The organism is Paenibacillus zeirhizosphaerae, from assembly GCF_030705605.1.
GTDB classification, from domain to species: Bacteria; Bacillota; Bacilli; order Paenibacillales; family Paenibacillaceae; genus Paenibacillus; species Paenibacillus zeirhizosphaerae.
In genome coordinates, this window is sequence record NZ_JAPCKK010000016.1 from 888,352 (window position 1) to 913,531 (window position 25,180).

At 48.5% G+C, this 25,180-nt stretch carries 24 protein-coding genes and 1 tRNA gene; 4 read left to right on the top strand and 21 right to left on the bottom strand.

Features of this window, described 5'->3' with window-relative positions:
- The first annotated feature begins 17 nt into the window (after positions 1 to 17).
- Together OIN60_RS13815 and OIN60_RS13820 are read left to right on the top strand one after the other, a co-directional pair.
- The gene (locus tag OIN60_RS13815) at positions 18 to 977 is read left to right on the top strand and encodes a saccharopine dehydrogenase family protein (protein ID WP_305755422.1); all 960 of its coding nucleotides are present in this window, start codon (positions 18 to 20) and stop codon (positions 975 to 977) included.
- 88 nt (positions 978 to 1,065) lie between these two features.
- Entirely contained in the window at positions 1,066 to 1,527 is a 462-nt protein-coding gene (locus tag OIN60_RS13820) for a MarR family winged helix-turn-helix transcriptional regulator (RefSeq protein ID WP_305755563.1), read from the top strand.
- Between the two features lie 130 nt (positions 1,528 to 1,657).
- Here the strand turns inward: OIN60_RS13820 and OIN60_RS13825 are convergent, their stop codons facing one another.
- From OIN60_RS13825 to OIN60_RS22645, 6 genes are all read right to left on the bottom strand, one after another.
- Positions 1,658 to 2,041 carry a hypothetical protein gene (locus OIN60_RS13825; protein WP_305755423.1) on the bottom strand — a complete coding sequence of 128 codons (384 nt, stop codon included), beginning with the start codon at positions 2,039 to 2,041 and terminating at the stop codon, positions 1,658 to 1,660.
- A 514-nt stretch (positions 2,042 to 2,555) separates the two neighbouring features.
- Positions 2,556 to 3,413: a type I-C CRISPR-associated protein Cas7/Csd2 gene (gene cas7c / locus OIN60_RS13830; RefSeq protein WP_305755424.1), complete on the bottom strand. Its 858-nt coding sequence runs from the start codon at positions 3,411 to 3,413 to the stop codon at positions 2,556 to 2,558.
- Positions 3,414 to 3,445: 32 nt separating this feature from the next.
- Positions 3,446 to 5,287: a type I-C CRISPR-associated protein Cas8c/Csd1 gene (cas8c, locus tag OIN60_RS13835; RefSeq protein WP_305755425.1), complete on the bottom strand. Its 1,842-nt coding sequence runs from the start codon at positions 5,285 to 5,287 to the stop codon at positions 3,446 to 3,448.
- Positions 5,284 to 5,973: a type I-C CRISPR-associated protein Cas5c gene (gene cas5c, locus OIN60_RS13840; RefSeq protein WP_305755426.1), complete on the bottom strand. Its 690-nt coding sequence runs from the start codon at positions 5,971 to 5,973 to the stop codon at positions 5,284 to 5,286. Before cas5c ends, cas8c begins: the two co-directional genes overlap by 4 nt.
- 18 nt (positions 5,974 to 5,991) lie before the next feature.
- Positions 5,992 to 8,166, bottom strand: coding sequence for a CRISPR-associated helicase Cas3' (cas3, locus tag OIN60_RS13845; RefSeq protein WP_305755427.1), 2,175 nt, complete (start codon positions 8,164 to 8,166; stop codon positions 5,992 to 5,994).
- A gap of 320 nt (positions 8,167 to 8,486) precedes the next feature.
- The gene (locus tag OIN60_RS22645; RefSeq protein ID WP_370872488.1) at positions 8,487 to 8,681 is read right to left on the bottom strand and encodes a transposase; all 195 of its coding nucleotides are present in this window, start codon (positions 8,679 to 8,681) and stop codon (positions 8,487 to 8,489) included.
- Positions 8,682 to 8,956: 275 nt separating this feature from the next.
- Here OIN60_RS22645 and OIN60_RS13850 point away from each other — a divergent pair, with 275 nt between their 5' ends.
- Entirely contained in the window at positions 8,957 to 9,097 is a 141-nt protein-coding gene (locus OIN60_RS13850; RefSeq protein WP_305755428.1) for an ester cyclase, read from the top strand.
- 314 nt (positions 9,098 to 9,411) lie between these two features.
- On the opposite strand, the gene OIN60_RS13855 is transcribed toward OIN60_RS13850, so the two are convergent.
- The 3 genes from OIN60_RS13855 to nrdR all read right to left on the bottom strand — a co-directional run bounded on the left by OIN60_RS13855 (position 9,412) and on the right by nrdR (position 11,332).
- A complete protein-coding gene (locus OIN60_RS13855) occupies positions 9,412 to 10,104 on the bottom strand; it encodes a putative endonuclease domain-containing protein (protein WP_305755429.1) in 693 nt (230 codons plus the stop codon).
- Between the two features lie 593 nt (positions 10,105 to 10,697).
- Positions 10,698 to 10,770, bottom strand: a tRNA-Ala gene (locus OIN60_RS13860).
- A gap of 94 nt (positions 10,771 to 10,864) precedes the next feature.
- On the bottom strand, positions 10,865 to 11,332 hold the full coding sequence (gene nrdR / locus OIN60_RS13865; RefSeq protein WP_305755430.1) for a transcriptional regulator NrdR: 468 nt from the start codon (positions 11,330 to 11,332) through the stop codon (positions 10,865 to 10,867).
- Between the two features lie 107 nt (positions 11,333 to 11,439).
- Between nrdR and OIN60_RS13870 the strand changes: the two genes are divergently transcribed.
- Positions 11,440 to 11,661 (top strand): alpha/beta-type small acid-soluble spore protein, encoded by a 222-nt coding sequence (locus OIN60_RS13870; RefSeq protein WP_305755431.1) that lies wholly within the window; start codon positions 11,440 to 11,442, stop codon positions 11,659 to 11,661.
- Between the two features lie 74 nt (positions 11,662 to 11,735).
- Here the strand turns inward: OIN60_RS13870 and OIN60_RS13875 are convergent, their stop codons facing one another.
- The 12 genes from OIN60_RS13875 to OIN60_RS13930 form a co-directional block, all read right to left on the bottom strand.
- Positions 11,736 to 12,299 (bottom strand): lytic transglycosylase domain-containing protein, encoded by a 564-nt coding sequence (locus OIN60_RS13875; protein WP_305755432.1) that lies wholly within the window; start codon positions 12,297 to 12,299, stop codon positions 11,736 to 11,738.
- Positions 12,296 to 12,892, bottom strand: a complete 597-nt coding sequence (coaE, locus tag OIN60_RS13880) for a dephospho-CoA kinase (protein WP_305755433.1) — start codon at positions 12,890 to 12,892, stop codon at positions 12,296 to 12,298. Before coaE ends, OIN60_RS13875 begins: the two co-directional genes overlap by 4 nt.
- Positions 12,893 to 12,910: 18 nt before the next feature.
- Complete coding sequence (gene ytaF / locus OIN60_RS13885) at positions 12,911 to 13,600, bottom strand: sporulation membrane protein YtaF (RefSeq protein ID WP_305755434.1); 690 nt, start codon at positions 13,598 to 13,600, stop codon at positions 12,911 to 12,913.
- A 98-nt stretch (positions 13,601 to 13,698) separates the two neighbouring features.
- A complete protein-coding gene (mutM, locus tag OIN60_RS13890) occupies positions 13,699 to 14,535 on the bottom strand; it encodes a DNA-formamidopyrimidine glycosylase (RefSeq protein ID WP_305755435.1) in 837 nt (278 codons plus the stop codon).
- 68 nt (positions 14,536 to 14,603) lie between these two features.
- On the bottom strand, positions 14,604 to 17,252 hold the full coding sequence (gene polA / locus OIN60_RS13895) for a DNA polymerase I (protein WP_305755436.1): 2,649 nt from the start codon (positions 17,250 to 17,252) through the stop codon (positions 14,604 to 14,606).
- A 187-nt stretch (positions 17,253 to 17,439) separates the two neighbouring features.
- Positions 17,440 to 18,099, bottom strand: a complete 660-nt coding sequence (gene phoU, locus OIN60_RS13900; RefSeq protein ID WP_305755437.1) for a phosphate signaling complex protein PhoU — start codon at positions 18,097 to 18,099, stop codon at positions 17,440 to 17,442.
- 27 nt (positions 18,100 to 18,126) lie between these two features.
- A complete protein-coding gene (gene pstB / locus OIN60_RS13905) occupies positions 18,127 to 18,906 on the bottom strand; it encodes a phosphate ABC transporter ATP-binding protein PstB (protein ID WP_305755438.1) in 780 nt (259 codons plus the stop codon).
- Between the two features lie 137 nt (positions 18,907 to 19,043).
- Positions 19,044 to 20,246 (bottom strand): methyl-accepting chemotaxis protein, encoded by a 1,203-nt coding sequence (locus OIN60_RS13910; RefSeq protein ID WP_305755439.1) that lies wholly within the window; start codon positions 20,244 to 20,246, stop codon positions 19,044 to 19,046.
- A 182-nt stretch (positions 20,247 to 20,428) separates the two neighbouring features.
- A complete protein-coding gene (locus OIN60_RS13915; protein WP_305755440.1) occupies positions 20,429 to 21,160 on the bottom strand; it encodes a response regulator transcription factor in 732 nt (243 codons plus the stop codon).
- Positions 21,161 to 21,272: 112 nt separating this feature from the next.
- Positions 21,273 to 23,081: a two-component system histidine kinase PnpS gene (gene pnpS / locus OIN60_RS13920; protein WP_305755441.1), complete on the bottom strand. Its 1,809-nt coding sequence runs from the start codon at positions 23,079 to 23,081 to the stop codon at positions 21,273 to 21,275.
- A 219-nt stretch (positions 23,082 to 23,300) separates the two neighbouring features.
- The gene (locus tag OIN60_RS13925) at positions 23,301 to 24,170 is read right to left on the bottom strand and encodes an SDR family oxidoreductase (RefSeq protein ID WP_305755442.1); all 870 of its coding nucleotides are present in this window, start codon (positions 24,168 to 24,170) and stop codon (positions 23,301 to 23,303) included.
- A 436-nt stretch (positions 24,171 to 24,606) separates the two neighbouring features.
- Entirely contained in the window at positions 24,607 to 25,026 is a 420-nt protein-coding gene (locus OIN60_RS13930) for a hypothetical protein (protein WP_305755443.1), read from the bottom strand.
- Positions 25,027 to 25,180: the final 154 nt, after the last annotated feature.

The following is a 25,180-nucleotide window of genomic DNA, read 5'->3' on the forward strand; positions in this document are numbered from 1 at the left end:
AGGGCAAGGTTCTCCCTATGCAGATCGATATAAACAAAGCAATAACTCCTGACATCTTGTCTTCTTTCAAAGTAGCCGTCATGTGCCTGGACCAGCAAAATACAGATTTCGTGCAAGTCTGTCTGCAACAAGGGATTCATTACACAGATATCTCGGCTGACTATAGCTTCTTATCGAAGGTTGAACAGCTTCGTCCAACGAACGGCTCTCAGGGAGCTACTGCTGTACTCAGCGTTGGATTAGCGCCTGGATTAACTAACCTGTTGGCACTGCAAGCGAGCCGTCAGTTAGATAAGGTTGATGAGATCCATATTTCGATCATGCTAGGCCTCGGAGATTCTCATGGCAGAGCAGCGATTGAATGGACCGTCGATAATCTCCGTCAGAACTTCAGTACTTTGGAGCAGGGAGAGACTGTTGAAAGAGTGAGTTTCACGGACGGAAGAGCAACAGACTTTGGCAGCGATATGGGAACAAGAACCGCCTACCGCTTTAATTTTGCGGATCAGCATATTTTGCAGCGTACGCTGCAATCAAGCGTAGCTACACGGTTATGCTTCGATAGTGAATGGGTTACGAAGGGAATTGCCGCGCTGAAGCGGGCTAGGGCCCTCCGCCTGCTTAACGTTCCGAGGGTACGGGAGCTTATGATGAATCTTCTGTCCTCCATCCAGATCGGAAAACCGATTTATGCCGTCAAAGTTGAAGCTCGCGGCTGGAAGCAGAACAAGCCTGCTTTGGCGGAATGCTTTCTCCGCGGCTCGCATGAGGCGGATGCCACCGCTGCTGCGGCAGCGGTTGTTGCGACAAAGCTCTATGCTGCGGAGCTTCCTCAAGGAATTTACCATATCGAAGAATGGTTTGACTATACAGCATTTGAGAAGCCATTAACCGGAGTTGTAGAGATGGCCGAGCGGTTGACCTTATTCCCACCCGGCTTGAATTTTTACAAGCTTGGACGCAGGGTATCACCATAATCAGTTTTGACTTGTGACAAACATCATTATAAAATTGACATAAGTCAACTATATTCAATTCATTGATCTATGAGGCAAGGTGAAAAAAATGAATGACGACCCACACAAAAATATGCGAAGAGCACAGTTGGAGCTGAAGCTCGGTGAACAACTCAATGCCCTGATTACTTCATCTCATGCGCTAAACGTAAAAACTGCTGCTCGGTTTGATTCTTCCCTCCAGCCTGCTGCGTTCCATATTGTCCGCTGGCTTTATTCATATGGCCCTACAAGCGCCTCTGCATTGGCAGAATCCACGGCTATGGATCGCAGCTCCGTTAGCCGTCTCGTCAAGCAGTTGGAGCTTCTGGGATATGTGAAAAGAGAATCCTCCCCCGATGATCGTCGAGGAATCCAACTATCTCTCACAGAGCTTGGGCGGCAAAAAGTGAAGGACGCCATGAAAGAAAAAGAAGTCGCCTATTTTGAGCGCATTTCTACATGGAACGAGGATCAGCTTGAACATTTTATCAGAATGCTGGAGATTTTTAATGGATTTGATGTCAAGTAACCAACAACTTACTTACGACTGGAGAATACATCTAAAATCATCTTCGCTTCCATCGTCCCTTCCTTCCCTATACATGCAAAAAAAACAGGGAGCTCGAAATAAACGAGCTTCCCTGTTTTTTTGGTATGACTTAAGCAGACACTGCGTTAACCTGAGCGAAGTTAACATAAACGATAGAGCCTGCAGTAAGGCCAGAGGTAAGTGGGGTAGTTACAGTAGCTTCGAATCCATTACCATCAACACTAATGATACGGCCTTGAAAAGCTGTGCTATCCAGAGTAACGGTTACCGGTGTACTTGCGAGAGCCCATCCGTACATCCGTTGTTGTAAGGACGGCCCTACAAAAGGTTGCGAAGTCACTGGCTGTGTGTTTGTATCATAAAAGTTCTGACTTTGACCATAGTAAGGAGTGCTCCCGAAGCATTTGATTTTCACTCTACCCTTTGCCTTAACTTTTCTTGGAGCCTTTCTAACTATTTGACTGTAGTTTTTTACACGCATTGTTTTTGCCATGGTATTTCTGCCTCCCTTTATTTGAGATATTGTATTCTATGACTATAAAAGGAAGGCGGCTTGGACAAATACTCTAGTAGAATCGTGGAATTTTAATAGTTTTATATCACGCAAGGCTTTTTGGAATGGCCAGGTGAACCGATTCGGCGTCCATACCCAATGAGGTCAAGGCAGCTAGTCTATCGCCGCGTATTCGTAGCAATGACGATCCTGAAATTCCTCAGTCAGGACGCTCAGACGCGAATGGAGTACGAGGCTCGACTGAAATTCCTGCGTGACGAGACAGCCAGAGCCGAAGGAGCACTGAGGTTAATGAGGGTATGACAAACAGGAAAGTGTTGCTAAACGCTCATGCTCGAAAAACATAACTGGATCGGTCCCCGAACTTGTCCGCATTTAAAATCCCCCGTGTTCACGCCTGTTTATTAACCGATTTTTAGTTATTTAGCACAGCAAATAGATGTACTTGTAATCCACACGCTCCCTCCGAGAGCAGCATGTTCCTTGCAGATTTCTATAACATCTCAATCAATTCGACTCCGACAGGCACGTTTTCTTTGTCCACAGATATTTCATACTGTTTGAATCCTCTTGGTGGTGCGCTTTTGTCCTGCAACCTTGCTTCGATTAGATCAAAAAGTGCAGCTGCCGGAGCATTGCCCAGCTCAGATTCATGTTTGAATACAAAGAGTTTACGTGCCGACATCTTACCTCGCGCTGCCGAATGATCATGGTCAAACATCAACTTTAATGCTTCAAAGAATAGGTTGAGATCGTCCTCCGTGAACCCTGTTTTCTGCGCAAACTTGGCGGAGATGAACCCTTCTACTCTGTACAACGCATAGGGCACTATATATTTTCTCCCCATCGTCCGATTCTCCGAAGCATTTTCTTTTTCCGTTGTAGAGGCCATACGCGTAATTGTAACCTCTTGTGGAAGAATAGGATCTTCGCTTTTGGAGAAGCACAATTGAACAGGCCCTCGCACCTGTCCGCATTTAAAATCTCCTGTATCCATAACTGCCCCAAATGTCCGAACGTCAAAAAAACGTTGGCACATATATGCCTGAGCCGTCATTTTATCATCCTTGTTATCTTTTGTCGTAAGCCCCGTGGCTTCATAGGCCTCTTTCTGCTTATTATTCAGAACAGCGCCCTCGCTGACGTAAATATCAAATCCTTCTTCCCCTTCACGGGCATACTGCACATAGTTGCGTACTTTGCGCTTCAAGCTGACATCTGTGACGATGCCATGGCCTGTCTGGGGATCAATGCGCGGCATGTTACCGGCATCCGGATCACCGTTTGGATTGCCGTTCTCCACATCATAGTACAGAACAAATTCATAACGATTAGCCAATAGTTCACTCATTTTATTGCCTCCTCTTTGAGATCATGTTAATTTTAATTTTCAGCTTGCATTTCAACCTGCGTCTCCGCACCATCTGAATCCGTTTCTTCTACAACTGTTCCCTTTTTTTTGAAGAAGGTTTGCTGTTGATGATAAAACCCAACCATGAACTGTCCTTGCTCTTTGGCATTGAGGGTAGGCGGAAAACCTGTCGGCGGAACTGCAAGCATTACTTCACGCAGTAATTGCTGTGTATAATACCTTTTGGCTTTTGCGAGTTTGGAAAAATGATTTTTCGCATGGGAAAGCAATATAGGAAAAACCTGCTGAGGGCTTGCCAGAGCCGTATTTAAATATTTGTCTACAATCGAAGCATTAACCTTGGATAATGCCTCATACTGTGCTTGATTCAGAATGGCAAAAATACGCCCTAACGTATAAGCAAGTGTTTGTGATTGTGTTTCTTGCGTCTCTTCCAGATTCACTCCGATCCACTCCTTTTCACCTGATTGGCGGGCTAGTCGATTCAAACAACCTTTAATAACGCCGATTCTGGTCCGATTGATTGCCGCTTGGGCATCTGCTCCCGCTTCTGCCCGAATACGGCCAAGCATTGCCATAAACAGACTATTCGGATAAAGAGTATCGTTAACAATACTTCGCATTAAGGATCCCTGATAGGGGGCCGGCACGTTTTTGCTTTCCCTGCGAACTGCCGTCTCAATTAATATCTTGGCTAAGGAAGGATGCTCCGGCTCCCAATCCGGTCCTTCCACGTATACATCCACATGGTGCTGCTGCAGGCGCTCAATTATTATGCCAACGGTATTTACGTAGAAGTGACGGATAACAACACGCGTTTTATTGGTGGAGATACCCAAGACGAACATTCGTGTGTTCACATCCAAATCCAACTCTTCGGGACGGGTACCCTTATACAAATGCCCCATCACTGATGCCAACCTGCGGCTGGTTACTTCATCTTTCTGGATTTCAGGCTCCGAGGTTACGCCGCCCATTAGCAAGGCAATCGCGTTTTCCTCCACCGGTAGCGACTTTTCCGCCCAAAACAATACTTTCTCTCCATGAATATTTTGGCTATGTCTTCGGTCTCCAATCATCATATTAAGCGCCGTTACATATTTAAAAGCCGCTGTTTCCGATACAGGAGCATTCTCCCCCTTCTCCTTACGATAAGAGACGAAGCTGTCTTGATTAAAGCCTACTAATGTCGGCTTGTCCTGTCCAAAGCCATCCAGATTGCCATGAATGCGTGCGATCGATCCTCTTTCCCCAGTTACCAAACACTGCCCGACTGAAGCATGTTCTTGTTTACCCAGTCTGTAAGCATCCCATGCCTCCTTGATTTTGGGCCGGTTATGAACATAATCCACTTCACCCAGAAGCATAAATACAATGTTGCCTCCATCATTTAAACCTGAGGTATCCACTTCACCATACTCGACAGAGCCAGGCTTGCGTTTGCGGAAAAATGATACCACTGCCCTTGCCCCATCATCATCCACATGACTAAGAATTTCCTCATGCAAAGCTCCACTGGCTTCAAAACGGTACTTTGCCCCTGCCGGATCAGGATATATCCCAAAAATAAAATTGGCGTTTTCGCACAGAAAAGCAGGTTGCGGCCGGCTGCCGCTTCGTTTCGGTTGCTGCGGCGTGATAACACGTAGTGGGAAAAGCTTAATTTCCTTTTTCCCCTTCTTGTCTATGAATTCACGCTCCACTGTCTGGTCTATAACCTGCAGCAAATTTCCTTCATGATCAATCACAAGGCACTTCGATACAGGAGTCACCGCATAACCCGGATTGGCAATCTCCGCCGAATCATCCCCTACCATCCGGTCGTAATACCCGCATAACGCTTGCAATATCATAGGCTTACCTCATCTGGAACTTCAATGATACCGTGACGCATACAAGCTCGAAAAAATTTCGGTTCATAGGTATAAACGGATTTTCTCTTCAATACCTCTTCCCCATACTTAATGTCCCATAGCATCCAGCCCAGGTCGATCTTCGCTTCTTCAGCATAATAACTTTCCGGTCGTTCTTCCCCATGCTCCACCAGCTTGAACTTTGCCGCAAATTCGCGACAACCCAGATAAGGATTGTGAAAGCATTGTCCTCCCCGAGCTCGTCTCAGAAACATATTATAGAATTTTTCCTGTGTATCCGACTCTCCCGCTTTCTGCGGAACCATAACAAAATGTGCGTCGATCAGATAATCGACATTCTTCAAAATAAGCGACGCACGCTGCTGTCGGTCGGGAGTCGTATACTGATGCAGATCAATGGCCGCACCAGCCATGGCCTTAGCTACATTTCGCGGAGGGACTTTGGATCCCAACTCGTTCCGACGTATGGACTCAAATTCGATTTGGTTCAATACTGTAATCTTGTCGACCACCCATTTAATCGCAGGTTTCCACAAGATGGCTTCCAAAATCCCACGAGCCGCTGAGGGTGTCATCACATCATAACTAACTCGCTCCGCCTTCATTTCAGGACGAGTGTATAGCGCGTAATCTCCACTCACCCGCAGAGTTATGCCATATCCCATATCAACAATTTCTCCTCTCTATTCTATATAAATGCGCAATCCAGTCTCCTCACTGTAAGAATTCCATATTTGTCCATCCACTTCCTCTTTCTCTGTAGTCAGGTAATGAACCGCACCATGAAGCGTGCAAATTCTGTTGAGCTTATCCAGACGTTCAAATTGATTCGGATAGATTGAAACCGTGTATCGCTGAAGCTTGCGGCTGAACCTGACGGGATACAAGGAGTTTTTGATCTCATTCAAATACTCAACACAATCAGAATCATAAGGAATTACGAGTGGAATCATCTCCGTTTCAATTAATTTATATTTTTCGGAAATTTCTTGGAATTGAAATGAACATTGTGTGGCCCCGGCATTTAGATCTTCAAGTATGTGATGTGAATCCAGGTTGCGTCCCATCCCATGAGCCAATTCAAAATAATAGTGGATCGCTTCAGGATCTAAAAGGTTAGGATATAACTTCAGTACCGTTTGCGTTATCTGAGCCCTCGTCTTAAACCAACCCTCCCGAAGAGGATGATCGACAGATTCGAAGATAAATACATGCCCCAGTTCCAAGCCACCCTCCCGGTTCGCCCGGCCAGCCGCCTGTGCGATGGAATCGACTCCCGCAATCTCCCGATACACAACAGGAAAATCAAGATCTACGCCCGCTTCAATCAAGCTTGTTGAGATAACGATGCAGCTTGTCCCCTCCAGTTTCAATCTGTTCGTGATATCTTGCAGCTTTTGTGATCGATGTTCGGGGCACATGAGGCCACTAAGATGAAAGACCCCCTCCTTCTCCGGGAATTGCTCGTACAAAGCAAGCGCTTGTTTCCTAGAATTCACGATACACAATGCGCGCAGATGATGATTCAATCGTTCAACTAACTCTGCGTTTGTTTTCTTACCGATTGGTTCTACCTTTACACGTTCGTTAAGCTTACAATATAATCCTTCCGGATCACCAATAATGTCGGTTGGCGTGACCCCACCCAGCCATTCAGGCTGGAACGCCAGCTGTGTAGCGGTACAAAACAATACCGTCACCCCGTAGTGGTCACAAAGACATTTCAATGCAGCCAGCGAAGGCTTCAGTAAATTAGCGGGGATCGCTTGGGCTTCGTCCAATATAATAATGCTGCCTGCCAGACGATGCAGCTTGCGAGCCCTGGAAGGCTTCGCCGAGAACAGACTTTCCAACAATTGTACATGCGTAGTCACAATCAAGCTTGCTTCCCAGTTCTCACTGGCGAGCTGTTTCGGATTAAATTCACTTTCGGAATCCGAATGGTAGCTCACATTGCTATGATGTTCCAGCACAGCTTCTTCTCCGAATACTCCCCGAAAAAGTCCCGCTGTTTGTTCAATTATGGAGGTGAACGGCAAAGCTACGATGATCCGCCGCATCTTGGAATGCTCTTCAGCATGCTTCAGAGCAAACGCCAACGAAGACCAGGTTTTCCCGCTTCCTGTAGGAGCCGTCAGTGCATACATGCCTGCAGGTCCCGTTGCTGCCAGCAAACAGCTTTCAAGTACAGAACGCCTTGCTCGCGCAACTTTATTGTTTTGAGGTTTGTTGAGCAACTCTTGCAGCTTAGGATAAAAAGGAATATGTAGTTCTAAGAGAGAAGGAAATTTGTTGCGAAGTTCGGTTTTTAAAGGCTGAAAGTATCGTTCCGCATCAAGATAATCTGAATCAATTAATGCGGAGTACAACATGCGAATCCATAGAGAAAGTGACATTCCGGGACTGTTGGCTGTTATCAGGGCTGGAGGTAACTCAAGCTTGGGGAGATGAGGAAGAACACCGGCGATAATCTGGAACTCCTGTTTCAACACCTGCTCAAGTCCTACCTGAGTTCCGACAGAGATATGATTGGGCAAACCGCCATGGTGCCCATATACGGCATAAGCCATCATTAGCCCGTAAGGAAAAGGATAGTACTGATGTACCAGTAAAGTACCTGCCGTCTTGTGGTCGACAGGCGCTAGCGCACCGTTCAATCTCATCTGGAAATCAGGTTTTAGCTTACCGTAGTCATGGCTATAACCTAGTATTCGCCCGATACTGGAACAACCGAAATAACCAGCGAACTCGGCTGCGTTCTCTGCAGTATCTTCGAGATGCTCATCGAGCCGGTGCCATTCTGACTTGGGGAGCAGTTCTTGGGTGAGAGAGTCGCGCTTGGAATGAGCATAATTCATATCGAGAGGCCCCCTATTGTGTTGGTCCGCTCCAAAACAATGCGAGAGACCGTTTTTCGCAGCCGTATTCCTTTCCAGACACGAGTTACATCAATCGTTCCTTCATCTGCTCATTACAGACGATTTCTTACGACCATGTGTATGATTTCGTCATAGGACGACCTCTACGGAGGAAAACATCCGTATCCAGGCTTGCCGCTTGGGAGGGATGCTTTGGCGGTCATAATAGATTACAGAGAGGCATCCCTTACCCAAGGCAGCTCCTGACTCCCCTACTCAATAAACATCTGGGCGACGTGGGGTTGTCATCAAGGCAGGACTCACCTTCCTACAAGTTCACGCAGCATTTTATTCTCCATTTCTTTCTCGCCTAATGCTCTTAGCGTCTGGTTATAATTCTCTTCCAGTTCTGCGAATTGGAGCTCCTTCACCCAATTTCGAATGCTCTGCGGTGATACATCGCATTCTTTCGCGAGAATCCCTACTTTAGCGCCGCTTAACGCTTGCTGCGCCACTTTGTATTGGAATTATTTGGACACATTTCTCCGTTTCCTCATTATCCCAGCCTCCTCTTCCAATTTGTATCCTAAATTCTCTCCGACTTGATTAGGGGCTTAATAGATATTGTACAATCTCCTTTAACGGCGTGCTAGCTGATCCGCAGCATCCCGAGCAGCTGTTTCCACCTATGAATTTCGCTGATCATCTTCATCCTAACGATAAAGGATTCAAAGCATTAACCGATTTATCTCCTTCTTTGTGGTAAAATCTAAACGTAATAAAAAGAGTTTTGTATAAACACGACGCTCCTACAGGCAAAACTGTAACGACGACTCAATTCCGCGAATTTCGGGTAAGCAACGGAAAAATCATCGAGCAGCGCGGCTGGATCGATATGGTGACCATGTGGCACAAGATTCGAGGCAACTGACTTGAAATACAACAACTGATTCGTTAAGTTTATATGTTCTCCTCCATCTTTTTCCGCCCTAAAAATGAAAATAACCGATTCTGCCCATGATAGGATCGATCGGTTGTTTAAATAGATATCCGAATCTTTAATTAAGTAGTGCTCTCTCATCGATGACCATTAGCTACAGAGGTTGTCCCGCATAACCCGACCGAAGTTATATCGATCCAGCAGATACACGTGAAGAAAACAATCTTTCCGTTAATACAAAATAGAACTGAGCCCCTTGGAACGAAAGATTGACACCATGGACTCCCTCTCGTCAGCTTCTATATTCATAATAGATCGGGACTTTGAATCGATCCGATGTACTCGTAACGATATATTTTGCCGGTAGTACCCGTCGGGATTGCACGAAACTTGCCTTGTTCCACCAATTCGCGGCAATACTTGATAACGGTTTGCTTGTGAATCTCCAGTTCTTTCGCGGCCTGTGACGGACAAACGATACGATCGTGCCGAATGGCCAGACGCATCAACTGGCGCTCGATTTTTCCAAACTTTCGGTAGACTGCTTCGCTCCCGTCTTGGATTGCCGAAAGATAAGGGGCTAAAATGCTCCGCACCATAGCCAGCACAAACGATGGATTTTCTTTCATCTCATCTAATGAAATGGCGATCACGTGGAATTCTTGTGATTGTAGGAACAACCCTCGATTCAGATCCAATCGATATTTCGAACGATCTTTGCCATGCGAACCATAATCCATGATTTCAAATATGAAACGAAGACCGCCCAAGATCCAGATGAAGTCCAGGAAATACGACCGTCCCCGCCAGTCTTTCACCTCATATTCCGGATGCAAACCCGTAAAATGTCCCAGTAAAGTCCACCATATTTTTTCTGCAAACATGCGGTTCCCATACCCATGCCCTCTTTTCAGCGCATCTTTTCGTTCCCCTTGACGACTCGACAAATGTTTGTTTATCCACTTTTCATGTTCGATCTCGAAACTCAATCCTCTCACCCTTTCCCGAAAAACAAAAAAACCTCGACCTCCCTTCGTTCTGAAAGGATGATCGAGGCGTGCTTCGCCACAATAATTATCTATATCTTAATCCAATCACACCCATGTTTGCAAGGACTCGATCCAAAAGCAGCAACTTTGAACGATATTTCGTACAAAATCCTAGGACTGGGCCGCTTACGCACTCTCTTTTGTATGACTTTTCATACAAAATCCTGAGGAGGAACGCTTACATGCTCTCTTTTGTACGGTTCTTCATACAAAATCCTAGGACTGGGTGCTGACGCACTCTCTTTTGTGCGACTTTTCGTACAAAAACCTGAGGAGGAGCGCTTACGTACACGCTTGAATATAAGCCTAGGGGAGTATAATTCGCACAAGCTCACTTTTCCGTGATCAGATGTCCGAATCTTTGATTGAATGGCTCCGAAATTCATTCGCTGAGACCCTTTAGCGGTAGGTTCAGATGCCGTGCACGTCCGTTTGATGCATCCCCTAGAAGCTTCCTCTTCACTTCCTGCGATCGGGCGAACCTTCGGGTAACTCCCCCATCCAAAAATAAAAAGCCGATCCAGCGGATCGACTTTATGTTATGGAGCCTAGGGGGATCGAACCCCTGACCTCATCGCTGCCAGCGATGCGCTCTCCCAGCTGAGCTAAGGCCCCACATATTTTACTCGTCATCCATTCGCGTCGACTTCTATATCATATAAAATTCAGAGCGTGGTGTCAATACTTTTTCACCGCCTGAGGCCGACGTTTATTCGTCGGCCGTGTCCTTGGAAAGCAGTGTTTTCAGTTCCTTCATGAACATGTTGATATCCTTAAATTGGCGGTACACCGAGGCAAAACGAACGTAGGCTACCTCATCCACCGGGTACAACTGCTCCATGACCAGTTCGCCAATATCGCGGCTTTCTACCTCGGCGGCTGCGGTGTTGCGCAGTGCATTCTCCACCTGGGAGACGATCCGCTCCAGATGCTCAACGGATACCGGCCGCTTCTCGCAGGCCCGGATCAAACCGCGCAATATTTTGTCACGGCTGAATTCCTCGCGGCTGCCGTCCTTCTTGATGACCATCAACGGTGTTTCCTCCACCATTTCGAAGGTGGTGAACCGCCGGCTGCATTGCTCACATTCCCGGCGGCGCCGGATGGATCTATTCTCATTCGCTGGTCTGGAATCCAGCACTTTGGTTCCAGCGTAGCCGCAGAATGGACATTTCATAAAAACTCGCTCACTTCCTTTTACCAATAACTTCCCTGCTAACAGCAGTAATAAAATCTGTCTATCTACACATAATACGTGTACCAACTCAGAGGAGGTGAACAGCAATGGGACAAGGTAACAACAACTCCAACAACCTGGTTGTAAAACAAGCTACTGGAGCATTGGAACAACTTAAATACGAGGTTGCTCAAGAACTTGGTATCTCTATTCCACAAGACGGTTACCAAGGTAACATGACTTCTTACGAGAACGGTTCGATCGGTGGTTACATCACAAAACGCTTGGTGACAATCGCTGAGCAGCAACTGGCCGGTCAATTTCGTTAATTCTTAACCACTTAAAGCGGCGGGACAGGTCAAATGGCTTGTCCCGCTTTCCTCTTAGAAAAGTGCTGCACCTGTTAAAACTGGCTGTATATTTTAGTGTACTGTCTGTAATAATGGATTACCCGCTGAACATAATGCCTTGTTTCACCGAATGGAATCTGTTTGATCGTCTGTTCCCTGCCGTCCCAAACCCCTTCCCGAATCCATTCGTTAACCTTCCCGGGGCCTGCGTTATAAGCGGCAATCATAGCCACCGGGTTGTCCTGAAACTGCTCACCCAGCCTGTGTACATACCACGTGCCCAGCTTAATGTTCATATCAGGCTCATCCCTTATCAGCTCCAGAGAGACCTTAGAGACCTTGGTTGTATCCATGATCCACTTCGCCGTGTCCGGCATCAACTGCATCAAACCCAGCGCTCCTCTGCGCGACTCCGTGCTTGTCTGGTAATTGGTCTCCACGCGGATAATGGAGGCAATCAGGAACGGATCCACGTCATACGTCTGAGCATGCTCCCTAATTTCATCCTTGTAGTGAATCGGATAGAACCAGGACATCCAGTTGGAGTTAAGGAATAAAAAAAGCACAAAAGCAACGAACAAAACGAGTAAAACTCTCTTTTTACGCAAAATCCTCATGAAAATTCCTTCCGCTCCAACAACTCATTCAACTGCCGTTCCGTAAAAGCCACATCACGGCTGTTATCCACGACGATATCCGCTAGACGCTTCTTCTCCTCAATCGGCAACTGCGCATTCAGCCTCTGCCTGGCTTGCTCCGCTGTAAGTCCATCCCGCTTCATCAGTCTCTCCAACTGCACCTCTGGCTGCACATAAACGACCATTACTTTGTGAAAAAGGTTGTCCAGCCTGGATTCATATAGCAGCGGAATATCCACAATGATCAGCTTGTCCGGAAACTCCGCCTCGTAAGCATTCATCCGGCGTATCATCTCCTGCCGAATAGCCGGATGTGTAATTTCATTCAAGGCTTCTCGCTCTGCGGGATTAGCAAATACAATCTCCCCCAGCTTCTTGCGGTGCAGCGTACCATCGCCATGTAATACACCTTGCCCAAAATGATGGACAACGGCTTCCAAAACAGGGTGCCCCGGAAGCATGACCTCCCGGGCAATAGCATCGGCATCAACGATCAGCGCTCCCTTGGCTGCCAGCAGCGCTGATACCGTGCTCTTCCCGGTGGCAATACCACCGGTTAAACCGATAATCATGTATTCACCCGCTTTCGGCTATAACAATTTCATCATACCCATAATAATTAAAAGCAATGCAGGCAGTAGGCCGAATACCCTCATAAAGCGGAAAGCCGACAAACGAAATCCCGCCTTCATGCCCGCGATTAAAAATAGACCGCTGAATAATGCAATCGCTGCCGCCGTAAGCAGCGGGTTAAATCCCAACATCGCCGCCCCCAATCCGGCTCCAAAGGCATCCAGGGATAAGGCGATTCCAAGCCAGACCGCTTCTTTGGCCGAAATGCTGCCGGACTGGTCCGTATCGGCTGCCGACGGGCTACGCAGAATGTGAATGACAAGCCCGATCTTACGCAGTTCCACTGAGAACAGCATCTTTACATTTCTATCAGCATCTGCGCTGGCCGGCTCCTGCTCACGCAGAAGAGGTTTCTGAACCTCTTCCTTATCAGCCTTGCTATGTCCCGGATGAAGCAGCGACCAGCAGCCGATGCCGATCAGAATGACTGCGCCGAGCAGTGAAGCGAATGTAGGCGATAAAAATTGCATCAACAGCGTTCCAGCCTGCATAGACACCATAATAATCAGGCCGGAACAAAGAGAAATGACCACGATAGATCCCAGCGGGATCCTCATCTTCCTCAAACCGTATGTAATCCCTACGCCAAAGCTGTCCAGACTTAATGCAAAGGAAAGCAGCAGCAGAGATAACCATGCATAATCCATCCCGAATCCCTCCCTGTGACGGAGCCAGGCCGTTCGGGCCGGCATCACGCCTCATATCTCAGGGATAGTATATGGGGTGGATATAGGGGAAGTGCATGCTACATTGTCGGCACAGGCTGGCAGGAAGGGCAGTAATGGGTCCCTCGTCCTGCAACCACGGTCTTTTCTACCGCCGTTCCGCAGCGAATACACGGCTCTGCTTTCCGGCCGTATATTTGCAGCTGATGCTGAAAGGAACCGGATTGCCCCTGTCCGTTCACATAAGATTTGACAGAAGAGCCCCCGGCGGCTACGGATTCGGACAACGTGTCCACAATAGCCCTATGCAGCCGGGAGATTTGATCCATGCTGAGCGACTTGGCCGCTTGAGCAGGATGAATACTGGCACGGAATAACGACTCATCTACATATATATTCCCGATCCCGACGATATATGCCTGATTCAGCAGCGCAGCTTTGATGGAAGTCGCTCTGCTTCCCACGGCATCACGGAGCGCCTCTGCGGTAAATGCCTCATCAAGAGGCTCTATGCCCAGCTTGTACAACGGCGCTGAAATCAGATCTTCGCCGGAATTAAATAAATGCATCGTTCCAAACTGTCTGACATCTTTGTATCTCAGTTCAGTCCCATCCGTAAAATGAAAAATGACATGCGTATGCTTCTCTACCGGCTCGCCCCTGTCATAGAGGCCATAACGACCTTCCATTCGCAAATGGGACACCAATACAAGGCCATCCAGCAAAATACGCAAAAATTTGCCCCGGCGCTCTACACCAGTCACATGATGTCCGGCAAGCTCCATCGCAAACGCGTGTATATCGTCAGGCCGTTGTATGATACGCGGCAGACGGACTGTTACTTGCTCGATTTGTTTACCTACAATAAGCTCGTTTAACGTTCTTTTGACTGTTTCTACTTCCGGCAATTCCGGCATGTTGACTTCACCTCATGCTTTATTATAACGGATGAACCGCCTGTATGGCATGAAGCAGTCCATTTGCTTTATTTCGCTTCATACCAGTTGCTGCCGTAGCTTACCTCCGCTTTCAGCGGAACGGACAGCTTCAGCGCCGCTTCCATCGTAGCCGGAACCAGCTCTTTCATGATCTCCAGCTCATCCTCAGGCACCTCGAATACAAGTTCATCATGAACCTGCAGCAGCATGCGGCTGCGCAGCTTGCGCTCGCGCATCACTGTATCCATATGCACCATGGCCAGCTTGATAATATCGGCCGCGGTTCCCTGAATCGGTGTATTCATGGCTGTCCGCTCGGCGAAGGAACGGAGGTTGAAGTTGCTTGCATTGATATCAGGCAGATATCGTCTGCGTTCCAGCAGTGTTGTGACATAACCGTCACGCTTCGCATCCTTTACGATCTCGTCCATGTAACGGCGGACACCTTGGAACACATCAAAATATTGATCGATGAACCTTGCGGCTTCCTTCCGCGTAATGTTCAGGTTTTGGGAGAGACCGTAATCACTAATGCCGTAAACAATGCCGAAATTGACAGCCTTCGCGGAGCGTCTCATATTGGCATCCACCGCTTCCGGCGAAACACCGAATACATCTGAGGCCGTCTTGGTATGAATGTCCATGTCATTCAGGAACGCTTCCTTGAGCCGCTCATCATCGGAGATATGCGCCAATACGCGGAGCTCAATCTGGGAATAGTCAGCCGCCAGAATCAACCAGCCTGACTCGGAAGGAACGAATACTTTACGGAGCTTTCTTCCTTCTTCCAGACGGATCGGAATATTCTGCAGGTTCGGGAATTGGCTGCTAAGCCGTCCTGTAGCCGCTACAGTCTGGCGGAAATAGGTATGCACCCGGCCTGTTTTGTCCGATCTTTCCTTTAAGAGACCTTCCACATAGGTAGACTGCAGCTTCGCAATCTGGCGATATTGTAAAATATTCTGGACAATATCATGGTATGGTGCCAGCTTCTCCAACACCTCCGCATCAGTGGAGTAGCCGGTTTTGGTCTTCTTGACAATAGGCAGACCCAGCTTATCAAACAAAATTTCGCCAAGCTGCTTGGGCGAGTTCAGATTAAACTCCACGCCCGCGATAACATAGATTTCCTTAACAAGCCTCGTAATCTGCTCTTCAAATTCCTTGCCCAGCGCTTTAAGCTCATCTATATTGACCCGGATTCCCTGTTTTTCCATATCCGCCAGAATGCGCGAGAGCAGCATTTCCAGTTCGAAGAACAGCTCTTTCATACCGTTTTCTTCCAACTGCTTCTGCTGTGCAGGGATCAGTTCCTGAACAACAGCCGCCTTGCGCGCTAGATGATCCGCCAGAACATCCTCCCCAGGCACCTTGTACTTGGCTCCTTTACCGAAAATCTCCTCATCCGGACGAATGGACGGCAGACCGTACTTGGCCGCCAGCGCGGTTAGTGTTTGATTGGCATCCGTCGGATCAAGCAAATAGCCTGCCAACTGGACGTCAAATTCGGCACCTTCGAACTCAATACCGTGCCAATGCAAAGCCAGATCCGCCCGGTGCAGATCATAGCCGCTTTTTTTACACTGTGGACTGGACAGCCAGGAACGGATAGAGGCGGCCGCATCCAGGTTCATGAGTTCAAACGGGACGAAATACTGACGATCCGGAGCTCCGAACACTAGCGCGATCACCTGCGCTTGGTGAGGGTTGTCTCCATGGGTTTCGATATGAACGACCTCGATGGCATCCAGCGCTCTCTCCAGCTCCTCCAGATTTTCTTCGCGGACGACCAGCACATCCGCAGCCGCCTCCGCAATGGCTGTAATACCGCTTTCAGCAGACAAGGACAGACGCTCAAGCAGCGACTTGAATTCCAGCTTCGCCAGTGCGGCACCTGCTGTCTCTGTTCGAAGGCCGCTGAACGCGATGTCATCCCACGTCTTATCCAAAGGAACTTCACGATATATTGTGGCCAGCTTTTTACTCATGCGGGCATCTTCGGCGTGCGTTACAATACGCTCCTTCATTTTGCCTTTCATGTCATCCGTATGGGCAAGCACCTCTTCAACCGAACCGTATTGGTGCAGCAGTTTAAGAGCCGTTTTCTCCCCAACTCCCGGGATACCGGGAATGTTATCTGAGGCGTCGCCCATCAGCCCCTTGAGATCGATGATCTGTTCCGGATTCAGCCCGTAACGCTCCTGAATCTCGGCAGGACTGTATACCTCAACCTCTGTAACCCCTTTCCGCGTCAAACCGACCGTTACATGATCGGAAGCAAGCTGCAGCATATCCTTATCCCCCGTGACGACCATCACGGCGCGTTCCGACTCGTCCGCCTGCTTCGTCAAGGTTCCGATAATATCATCCGCTTCATAACCCTCAAGCTCAAACTGAGCGATACCGAACGCCTGCAGCAGCTCCTTCAGCAGAGGAAACTGCTGGGACAGTTCAGGCGGCGTTTTCTCGCGTCCGCCCTTATACTCCTGATAGCCTTCATGGCGGAACGTCACCTTCCCTGCGTCAAAAGCCACCATAACATGCGTAGGTTTATGCTCTTCCAACAGCCGCAGCAGCATTGTCGTAAAGCCGTAGACCGCATTGGTCTGCTGCCCGCTTGAATTCGTGAGTGGTGGCATAGCGAAGAACGCCCTGTATATAATACTGTTTCCATCTATAAGCATGAGTTTGTCCATTCCAGCACCTCGCATGTTCATCATACACATTTACTTATTCTATCTTAACATAATCCTCCTCTATCCAGAAAAAAATCCTCCAGTCGTAAAATTCAAGGCCCAAAAATAAAAAACGGTTATCCTGCACCAGGGATCGATTTCATCAACCTTCCGCTGATCGCAAAATAACCGTTTTATTCAACATTAATTACTGATTAAGGTCCGGCCGATGGCCTGTTACCAGGTAGACCGTGCTCTCCCCAATGTTCGTCGCATGATCGCCAATCCGTTCAATGTATCGTCCGACAAGCAGAAGGAGCATAGCCTGAGAAGCCTGGGAAGGACTATCCATCATAAAGGAATAGAGTTCAGTGATCATCTTGCTGTATAATGCGTCAACTTTATCATCCTGCTGAGCCATTTTGTAAGCAAGGTCCGTGTTCTCGTCCAAGTAGGAGGTAATGGCATCATCGATCATGCCCTTCACGATTTCGGCCATCTGTGGGATGTCAACCAGAGGCTTGATCAACTGCTGACCTTCCATCCGCAAGGTAACCTTGGCTACATCCAGCGCCAGATCCCCCATCCGCTCCAGGTCGGTCGAAATTTTGAAAGCAACGATGATTCGTCTTAAATCCTTTGCTACCGGCTGCTGCTTAATGATGAGACTTGATCCCATATCGAGGATGTTCTCCTCCATCTGGTTAAGAGCAACGTCATTTTTTACAATTTCCTGGGCAAGCTCCGTGTCATTGGTCTTCAGACTAATGATAGCACGGTCCAGCGCCTCGGATACATGCTGCCCCATTTGGCGCAACTGGACGCGAAGCTCTTCAAGCCCTTCATCAAATTCTTTTCTGCGGATCATCTGCAGATGCCCTCCCCTTGTGCTTCGTCAGCCGAACCGGCCGGAAATGTAATCTTCCGTACGAGAATCTTGCGGTGTGGAAAATAATGTTTCGGTAGGCGCAGCCTCAATCACTTCGCCATTCAGGAAGAATACCGTTTTGCCGGAAACACGGGCCGCCTGATGCATATTGTGCGTTACCATAACGATGGTATACCGGTCTTTCAGCTCCACGACAAGCTCCTCGATCTTGGCTGTGGAGATCGGATCAAGCGCGGAGGTCGCTTCGTCCATCAGCAAAATTTCCGGTTGCACCGCGAGCGCCCTCGCAATGCACAGACGCTGCTGCTGTCCGCCGGACAGGCTGAGCGCAGAACGTCTTACGAAATCCTTAACTTCATCCCACAAAGCGGCATGGCGAAGGCTCTGCTCAACCAGCTCGTCCAGCCGCGCCTTATCGCGAATGCCATGCAATCTCGGTCCATAGGCCACATTGTCGTAAATGGATTTTGGGAAAGGGTTGGGCTGCTGGAACACCATGCCGATCCTTTTACGGAGCGTCTCTACCTCCATACCGCTGCCGTAAATGTCCGAATCGCCTAGCTGTACTTTCCCCTCCACCCTGGTGCCGGGAATCATATCATTCATCCGGTTCAGCGTTCGCAGCAACGTGGATTTCCCGCAGCCTGATGGACCGATAAATGCGGTTACTGTTTTGTCGGAGATATCAAGATTTATATTTTTGAGCGCATGAAATGATTCGTAATACAAATTCAAATTTTCTATGCGTATTACTGCCTCATTTAATTGAATTGCGGTTTCTGTCATGGGATTTGATCTCCTTCACCTGCAGATCTGGATTTCCATGCCTGCACTGTTCCAATACCTACCTACAGGCAATATGAAAAAAGTATAAACGAGGTATGTAAATGAAGTACTTTATGTTTGTAAACGCAATGTAAAATTTAATGATTGGCCATTTCCTCTGCAGAAGACCGAGAGCGCATGGTTCCCAGCTCATTGGAAACGAGCACGGCTGCTACAGCCGCACCTTCTGCCATCCGCGATAGCCCTTGGCTGCGCTGGCTGACGGTCTCCATTTTAAGCATGAGCTTGGAGAAGGCTTCGCTGCCTGCATCAATGTGCCCCGCACCGTATTCAATTTGCCGAAGGCTTGACTGTGTATGTGCCACAGTCTCTCCAATCAGCAACCCGATTTCACCCAGAAGCGAGGAGATATCCTCTGAAAATTGACGTGTCTGTTGAGCGAGCTTGCGGACCTCGCCTGCCACAATCTGAAATCCTTTTCCATGCTCGCCGGCATGGGCCGCTTCGATGGATGCATTGAGGGCAAGCAGTCCGCTCTGATCAGCGAGGCTGCGTATGGAAGAGGCCATACCTGAAATGGAATCGATGTGCTGCTCAAGAACCCCGGTCTGTTCAAAATGAAGCTGCATCTGTTCCACGATCAATCGATAGGAAGACAGGACTTCGTTAAGCCGTCTTCTGCCCGCTTCGGCCAGCCCGCTCATTTCCTGCATAAGATCTACGCTCTCTGCTGCTTCCTGCGCCATCTGCAGCGCATTGTCCCCGATTCTGACAACCCCGCTACAACTCTTCTCCACTGCCACTCCGCTTCTATCGTCCGCTTCCTTCTGCAGCCGCCGGGACAGCTCCATTAAATCCCTTAAGGTTAATACACCAAGGAGACGTCCCTCGTCCATGACCACTACGCAGTCATAGAATTTCTCATCTGGCCGCAGCATCGCCCTATTCAATACCTCCACAGCGGGATCGCCAGCATCGACAATCAGTGTATCCGGATCCGCGAACATGGCCGCAGGCTTCTCATAATACAGCGCGGCTGCAAACCTTCCCGCCAAATGGCGGTTAAACCCTTCCCTCATAATAATGCCGGCAATGTCTCCTCCATCACGGGCAATAACAACACAGGGAGCCGCCGCATTCCCCCTAAGTATGTCCAACAAAGCCAAGCAGGAAACTTCCATTCCGATAGCGGGAACAGAACGGCAGACTGCATATTCAATAAGCCGCCCCGTAAGCCTGTTCTCCTCTACTTGTCCGGTGTGATCGCCGAGCGAAGTGTCGTCCGTCTGTGTCGTCTGCATTATCTGCTGCGGCGTTTCCAACTCCGGTGCCATGATCATGATTAAATTCCCCTTTGTCTAAATACCGGTTATATTCGGCTCACTCTATAGGTCTATAGAACCATCATAAACGCATTTGGTAAACTACAAGGGAGGATTGTGTATATAGTTTGTAAAACAGACGCAAAACTTCCGTCAAAAATCCAACTCGATACTTAACTGCAGAAAAAAGCCCCAATCATTTATACTAAATGTTGGGGACTTCTTTTTCTGTTTACCACTAATTTGTAGCCAACACCGCGAATGGAGTCGATATGGACGGATTCCGGCTCCAACTCAAGCTTCTTGCGTAATGAGCTGACATGAACATCCACCGTTCGCTGCCCACCGATATAATCAAAGCCCCATACGGCATTCATCAGATCGTCTCTCGTCAGCACAACCCCAGGCTTTCTGGCCAGGTACAGAAGCACCTCGAATTCCTTCGGTCTGAGGCTGATCGACTGTCCGCCCAGAATAACCTCATATTTTTCAGGATAAATCTCCAGCTCACCCAGTACGATTCTGGAAGCGTCATTCTGATCGGGAAGCACGCCTTCATCTCCGCCCAGCGAGCGACGCAGTACGGCATCCACACGGGCGAGCAGCTCGGATACTCCAAAAGGCTTGGTAATATAATCATCCGCTCCGGATTTTAGTCCCTGCACCACTTCAGCTTCCCCGTTTTTGGCGGTCAGAATAATGATGGGTGTCGCCAACCCTTGCGCGCGGAGTTTGTTCAGAATGTCAAGGCCGTTCATGCCAGGCAGCATCAAATCCAGCAAAATTAAATCAAAGGATTCTCTTGAGGCTTTCTCAAATCCGGCGGTCCCGTGATCCTCCGCCTCCACCTCATAACCTTCCTGTATCAGATTGTAAGAAAGCAGCCTGGCCAGTGTAGGCTCGTCTTCGATAACCAACAGACGTTGTGCCATGATAGTAACCCCCATCTCCCGTTACACATTGATTTGAATGAATGCAATAACGCATGTATGTCTGACTCGAACCTTATTTTATCACGGCATTGTTAACGGCGTGTAAAAAACGTCAGGATTGATCCTCATCCTGCTGCAGCAGCGGCAGTTCAACCTTAAACGTCGTGCCCAGACCCAGCTCACTATCCACTGTGACAGTTCCGTGATGAAGCTCAACCAGATGCTTGACGATCGACAGCCCCAGTCCGGTTCCGCCCGAGTTGCGGGATCTTCCTTTATCCACACGATAAAATCTTTCAAAAATACGCGGCAAATCCTTCTTCGGAATGCCGATACCGGTATCGATGACGCTAAACACCACTCTCTCCGGCTCACCATCCTGCAGCAGAGCCTTCACCTTCAGCTTTACGATGCCGCCTTCCTGGGTGTAGTTGATCCCGTTGGAGATCAGATTCAGGAATATTTGCTTCAGCTTGTCCTCGTCCGCTTCAATGAACAGTTCCTCGGGAACATCCATTTGCAGACTGATGTGCTTCTTCTCCGCTACTCTGGCCAGCGTGCCGTTAAGCATATCGAAGAATGAGGACAGATGAACAGGCTCGCATTCCAGCGGGGAACGTTTGGATTCGATTTTAGAAAGCTCAAGGATATCTCCGATCAACCGGTTCAGACGTTCACTCTCATCGTAAATGATCTGCAGAAACGACCGGGCTGTCTCCTCATCCTTCACTCCACCTCCAAGCAGCGTTTCAGCAAAGCCTTTTACCGCCGCAATCGGTGTTTTTAACTCATGAGACACGTTGGCTACAAACTCGCTGCGCATATTCTCCAGCCGGCGGATCGCGGTAACGTCCTGTAGCAGAAAAAGCATGCCGCGGTAGCTGGCTTCATCCTGCATCGGAACACCGTCCAGCAGTATGAGATGTTCCCCCGGATTGAACACGCTAACCTCCTCGTGCATCCGTTCTCGGTTCTGTATACTGTTCTCGACCAGCTTGGTCAGCTCATAATGCTGCTTAAGCTCATAGTAGGGTTTACCCGTTACTCGACTGCTGCTGATCCCAAGCATTCGTTCCGTCTCACGGTTCACCAGCGCAATCTTGCCGTTGGCATCAATCATCAGAATGCCGCCTGTCATATTGCTCATGACCCGCTGCAGCAAATCCTCGTTATCACGGATCGTTTTCATCTGCATCTGCAAGCTGTCGGCCATACCGTTAATGGCAGCAGCCAGTTGTCCCACCTCGTCATTGCGCTGCAGCGCAACCCTGGCATCATAATCAAGTTTGGAGATGCGATTGGCTACCTTCGTAATATGCTCCAGCGGTGAGGTCAGATTGCTGGCGATACGGTAGCTAATCACGGAAGCAATCAGAAACAGCAGCACCAGCCCAATAATCATCGCCATCCAGGCACGGTGCATGCCTTCATCAACAGCCTGCAGACTCATAGAAACACGTATGTATCCGTCAAACCCGCTTTCCGATTTTACCGGCTCTGCCACATATAACATATTCTGTTTCAAGGTGTCGCTGTAACGAATAGCACTGCCGACGCCATCTTCTTCGGCCTGCCGGATTTCATCCCGCAGCGCATGATTGTCCATTTTACGGACATCCATTTCCGAATCTCCTATGACGGTTCCTTCCTTATTGATGAAAGTGATGCGGGAATTGATCACGTCTGATAGTTCCTTCGCCTTTTCCGTATAATAAGCCGTATATTGCTCGGTTGATTCACTGCTTATGCTATGAAAGTCAAAAGTGCTGCGTAAGAGGTTTATTTCCCGGGCCATATTTTCCTCCAACGCTCGGATATGCGATTCTTTGAAGATTTGTCCCATCGTCAGGCCTGCCGCAATCACAGAAATAGCGATCAGCGTCAAGATAATGGCGGTCAATCGAAAACGAAATGATTTCATAAGCTCTCCCTCAGCAGCATGGTACGTGCGTTTTTTAAAGCCTATTTTACCGTAATGGCTAGCCCCCTTCCATACTGCACCATTAACGGAGTGTAAAATTTGATCTATTTTTTCGTCATAGAACATAATGAAGGACCGTCCTCTGTCTGATCGCTTAGAGAAACGGTCCTTCATTATTGAGTTTAGTTCACCTTCAACATAACCTGATTCCTTAGTGAATCATCCGTTTACTACCTCTCCGCCGTTAACGTGAATGACCTGACCGCTGACATAGGAGGAATCCGATGAGGCCAGATACACATAAGCCGGAGCCAGTTCTTCGGGCTGCCCAGGACGCTTCATCGGCTGTGTAGCTCCGAACTGGCTTACCTGCTTCGCATCAAAGGTTGATGGAATAAGCGGAGTCCAGATCGGTCCCGGTGCAACCGCATTAACACGGATTCCCTTCTCGGCCAAATTCATGGACAACGAGCGGGTAAAGGCGGTAATGGCCCCTTTAGTCGATGAGTAATCAAGCAATTGCGGGCTGCCTCTGTATGCTGTGATCGAGGTTGTATTGATAATTGTGCTGCCCTGCTTCAGTAAAGGCATGGCAGCCTTTGTAAGGAAAAACATCCCGAAAATGTTAGTTCGGAACGTCCGCTCCAGTTGCTCGGCAGTAATGTCTTCAATGGACTGCTGCGGATGCTGTTCGGCGGCGTTGTTCACCAAGATATCCAATTTCCCCAAATTCTCCACCGTTTCTTGCACAACTTTCTTAGCAAATTGCTCGTCACCTATATCACCAGCAATCAGCACGCATTTGCGTCCCTCCTGCTCGACCTGACGCTTGGTCTCCTCTGCGTCACTATGTTCGCTCAAGTACACAATGGCTACATCTGCGCCTTCTTTTGCATAGGTTACAGCTACCGCACGGCCAATCCCGCTGTCACCCCCCGTAATAAGAGCTACCTTACCGGTCAATTTTCCAGCAGGTTTATAGGCCGGCGTCTCGAACTCCGGTTGCGGAGTCATTTGGGATTCAATCCCTGGACGCTGGTTCTGGTGCTGTGGTGGCAATGTCTGTTGATTGCTTGGCTGTGTGGACATGCTTCATTCTCCTTTCGTAAAGCCAGAATGATGAAATCTTCCCATAGGATGCACATAACTGTTTAGATTAACACCTCGCGACACTGTACTTTTACCACACTCCGGCCGGACTTAAACACGTTGATCTGGAGCTCCCACTTTATGCTGTACGGAGACGCTCCAAGAACGAAGCATTCCTGCAATCGCTGTTGACCCTCCGGGCCAAAGGCGAACGTTTCGTTTTTCCGAAATCGCTTTGTTCTCTCCGCTGCTGCGTGCATCTCCCTCCCTATATAAGAAAAACGTCTATCGTTATGACCGAAAATCTCGCCACAACATAAAAAGAGCGAGTGCTAGTGGGAAACTGACCACCGCTATCTCGCTCTTTTCACTCAAACATGTAACTTTCGAATACCCTTATCATCCTATCCCAAAACTATGCGGCTCTCCCAAGACATTAAACGATCCCGTTGTATACCATGAAGAACAGCATCAGCAGCACACTGATAGCAAGCAGAGCGCTGAAGGTTCTGAGCTTGGCCTTCTGGGCGGAAATGTCATTTCCTTTGCTAAGGCCCTCTATCGCAAGACGCAGCGGCTTGCCCATCATTCCGCCCAGAGCGGCAATAATCAGGAGCAGCAGAATTACGATGATCATCCATGCCAGCGAATAGTCTCCTCCCATCAGCATATACCCGCCAGTCAGCAGTTGGATAATCAGCGCATACTGCGCAAACCGGTTCAGCGTCCGCACGGTGCTGACAGCTCCTTCCTGTGCCGGCGCAGACAAGCTATCGAGCTTTCCGACCACTAAAGGCAGCAGCAAATAAAACCCCATGGCCACAGCCCCGATCATATGCAGCAAATATACCACCATAAAATAACCTCCCACTATTAATTCGTTTCGTTGATATGTAAGGTCTCACGCTCTATTAACCTCAAACGTATACTATTATACCGGGAAGAAAGCATGAATCTCAATCTGCAAAAAAAGAATCCTCCCAAATAGAGAGGATTCCTGCTATATAACG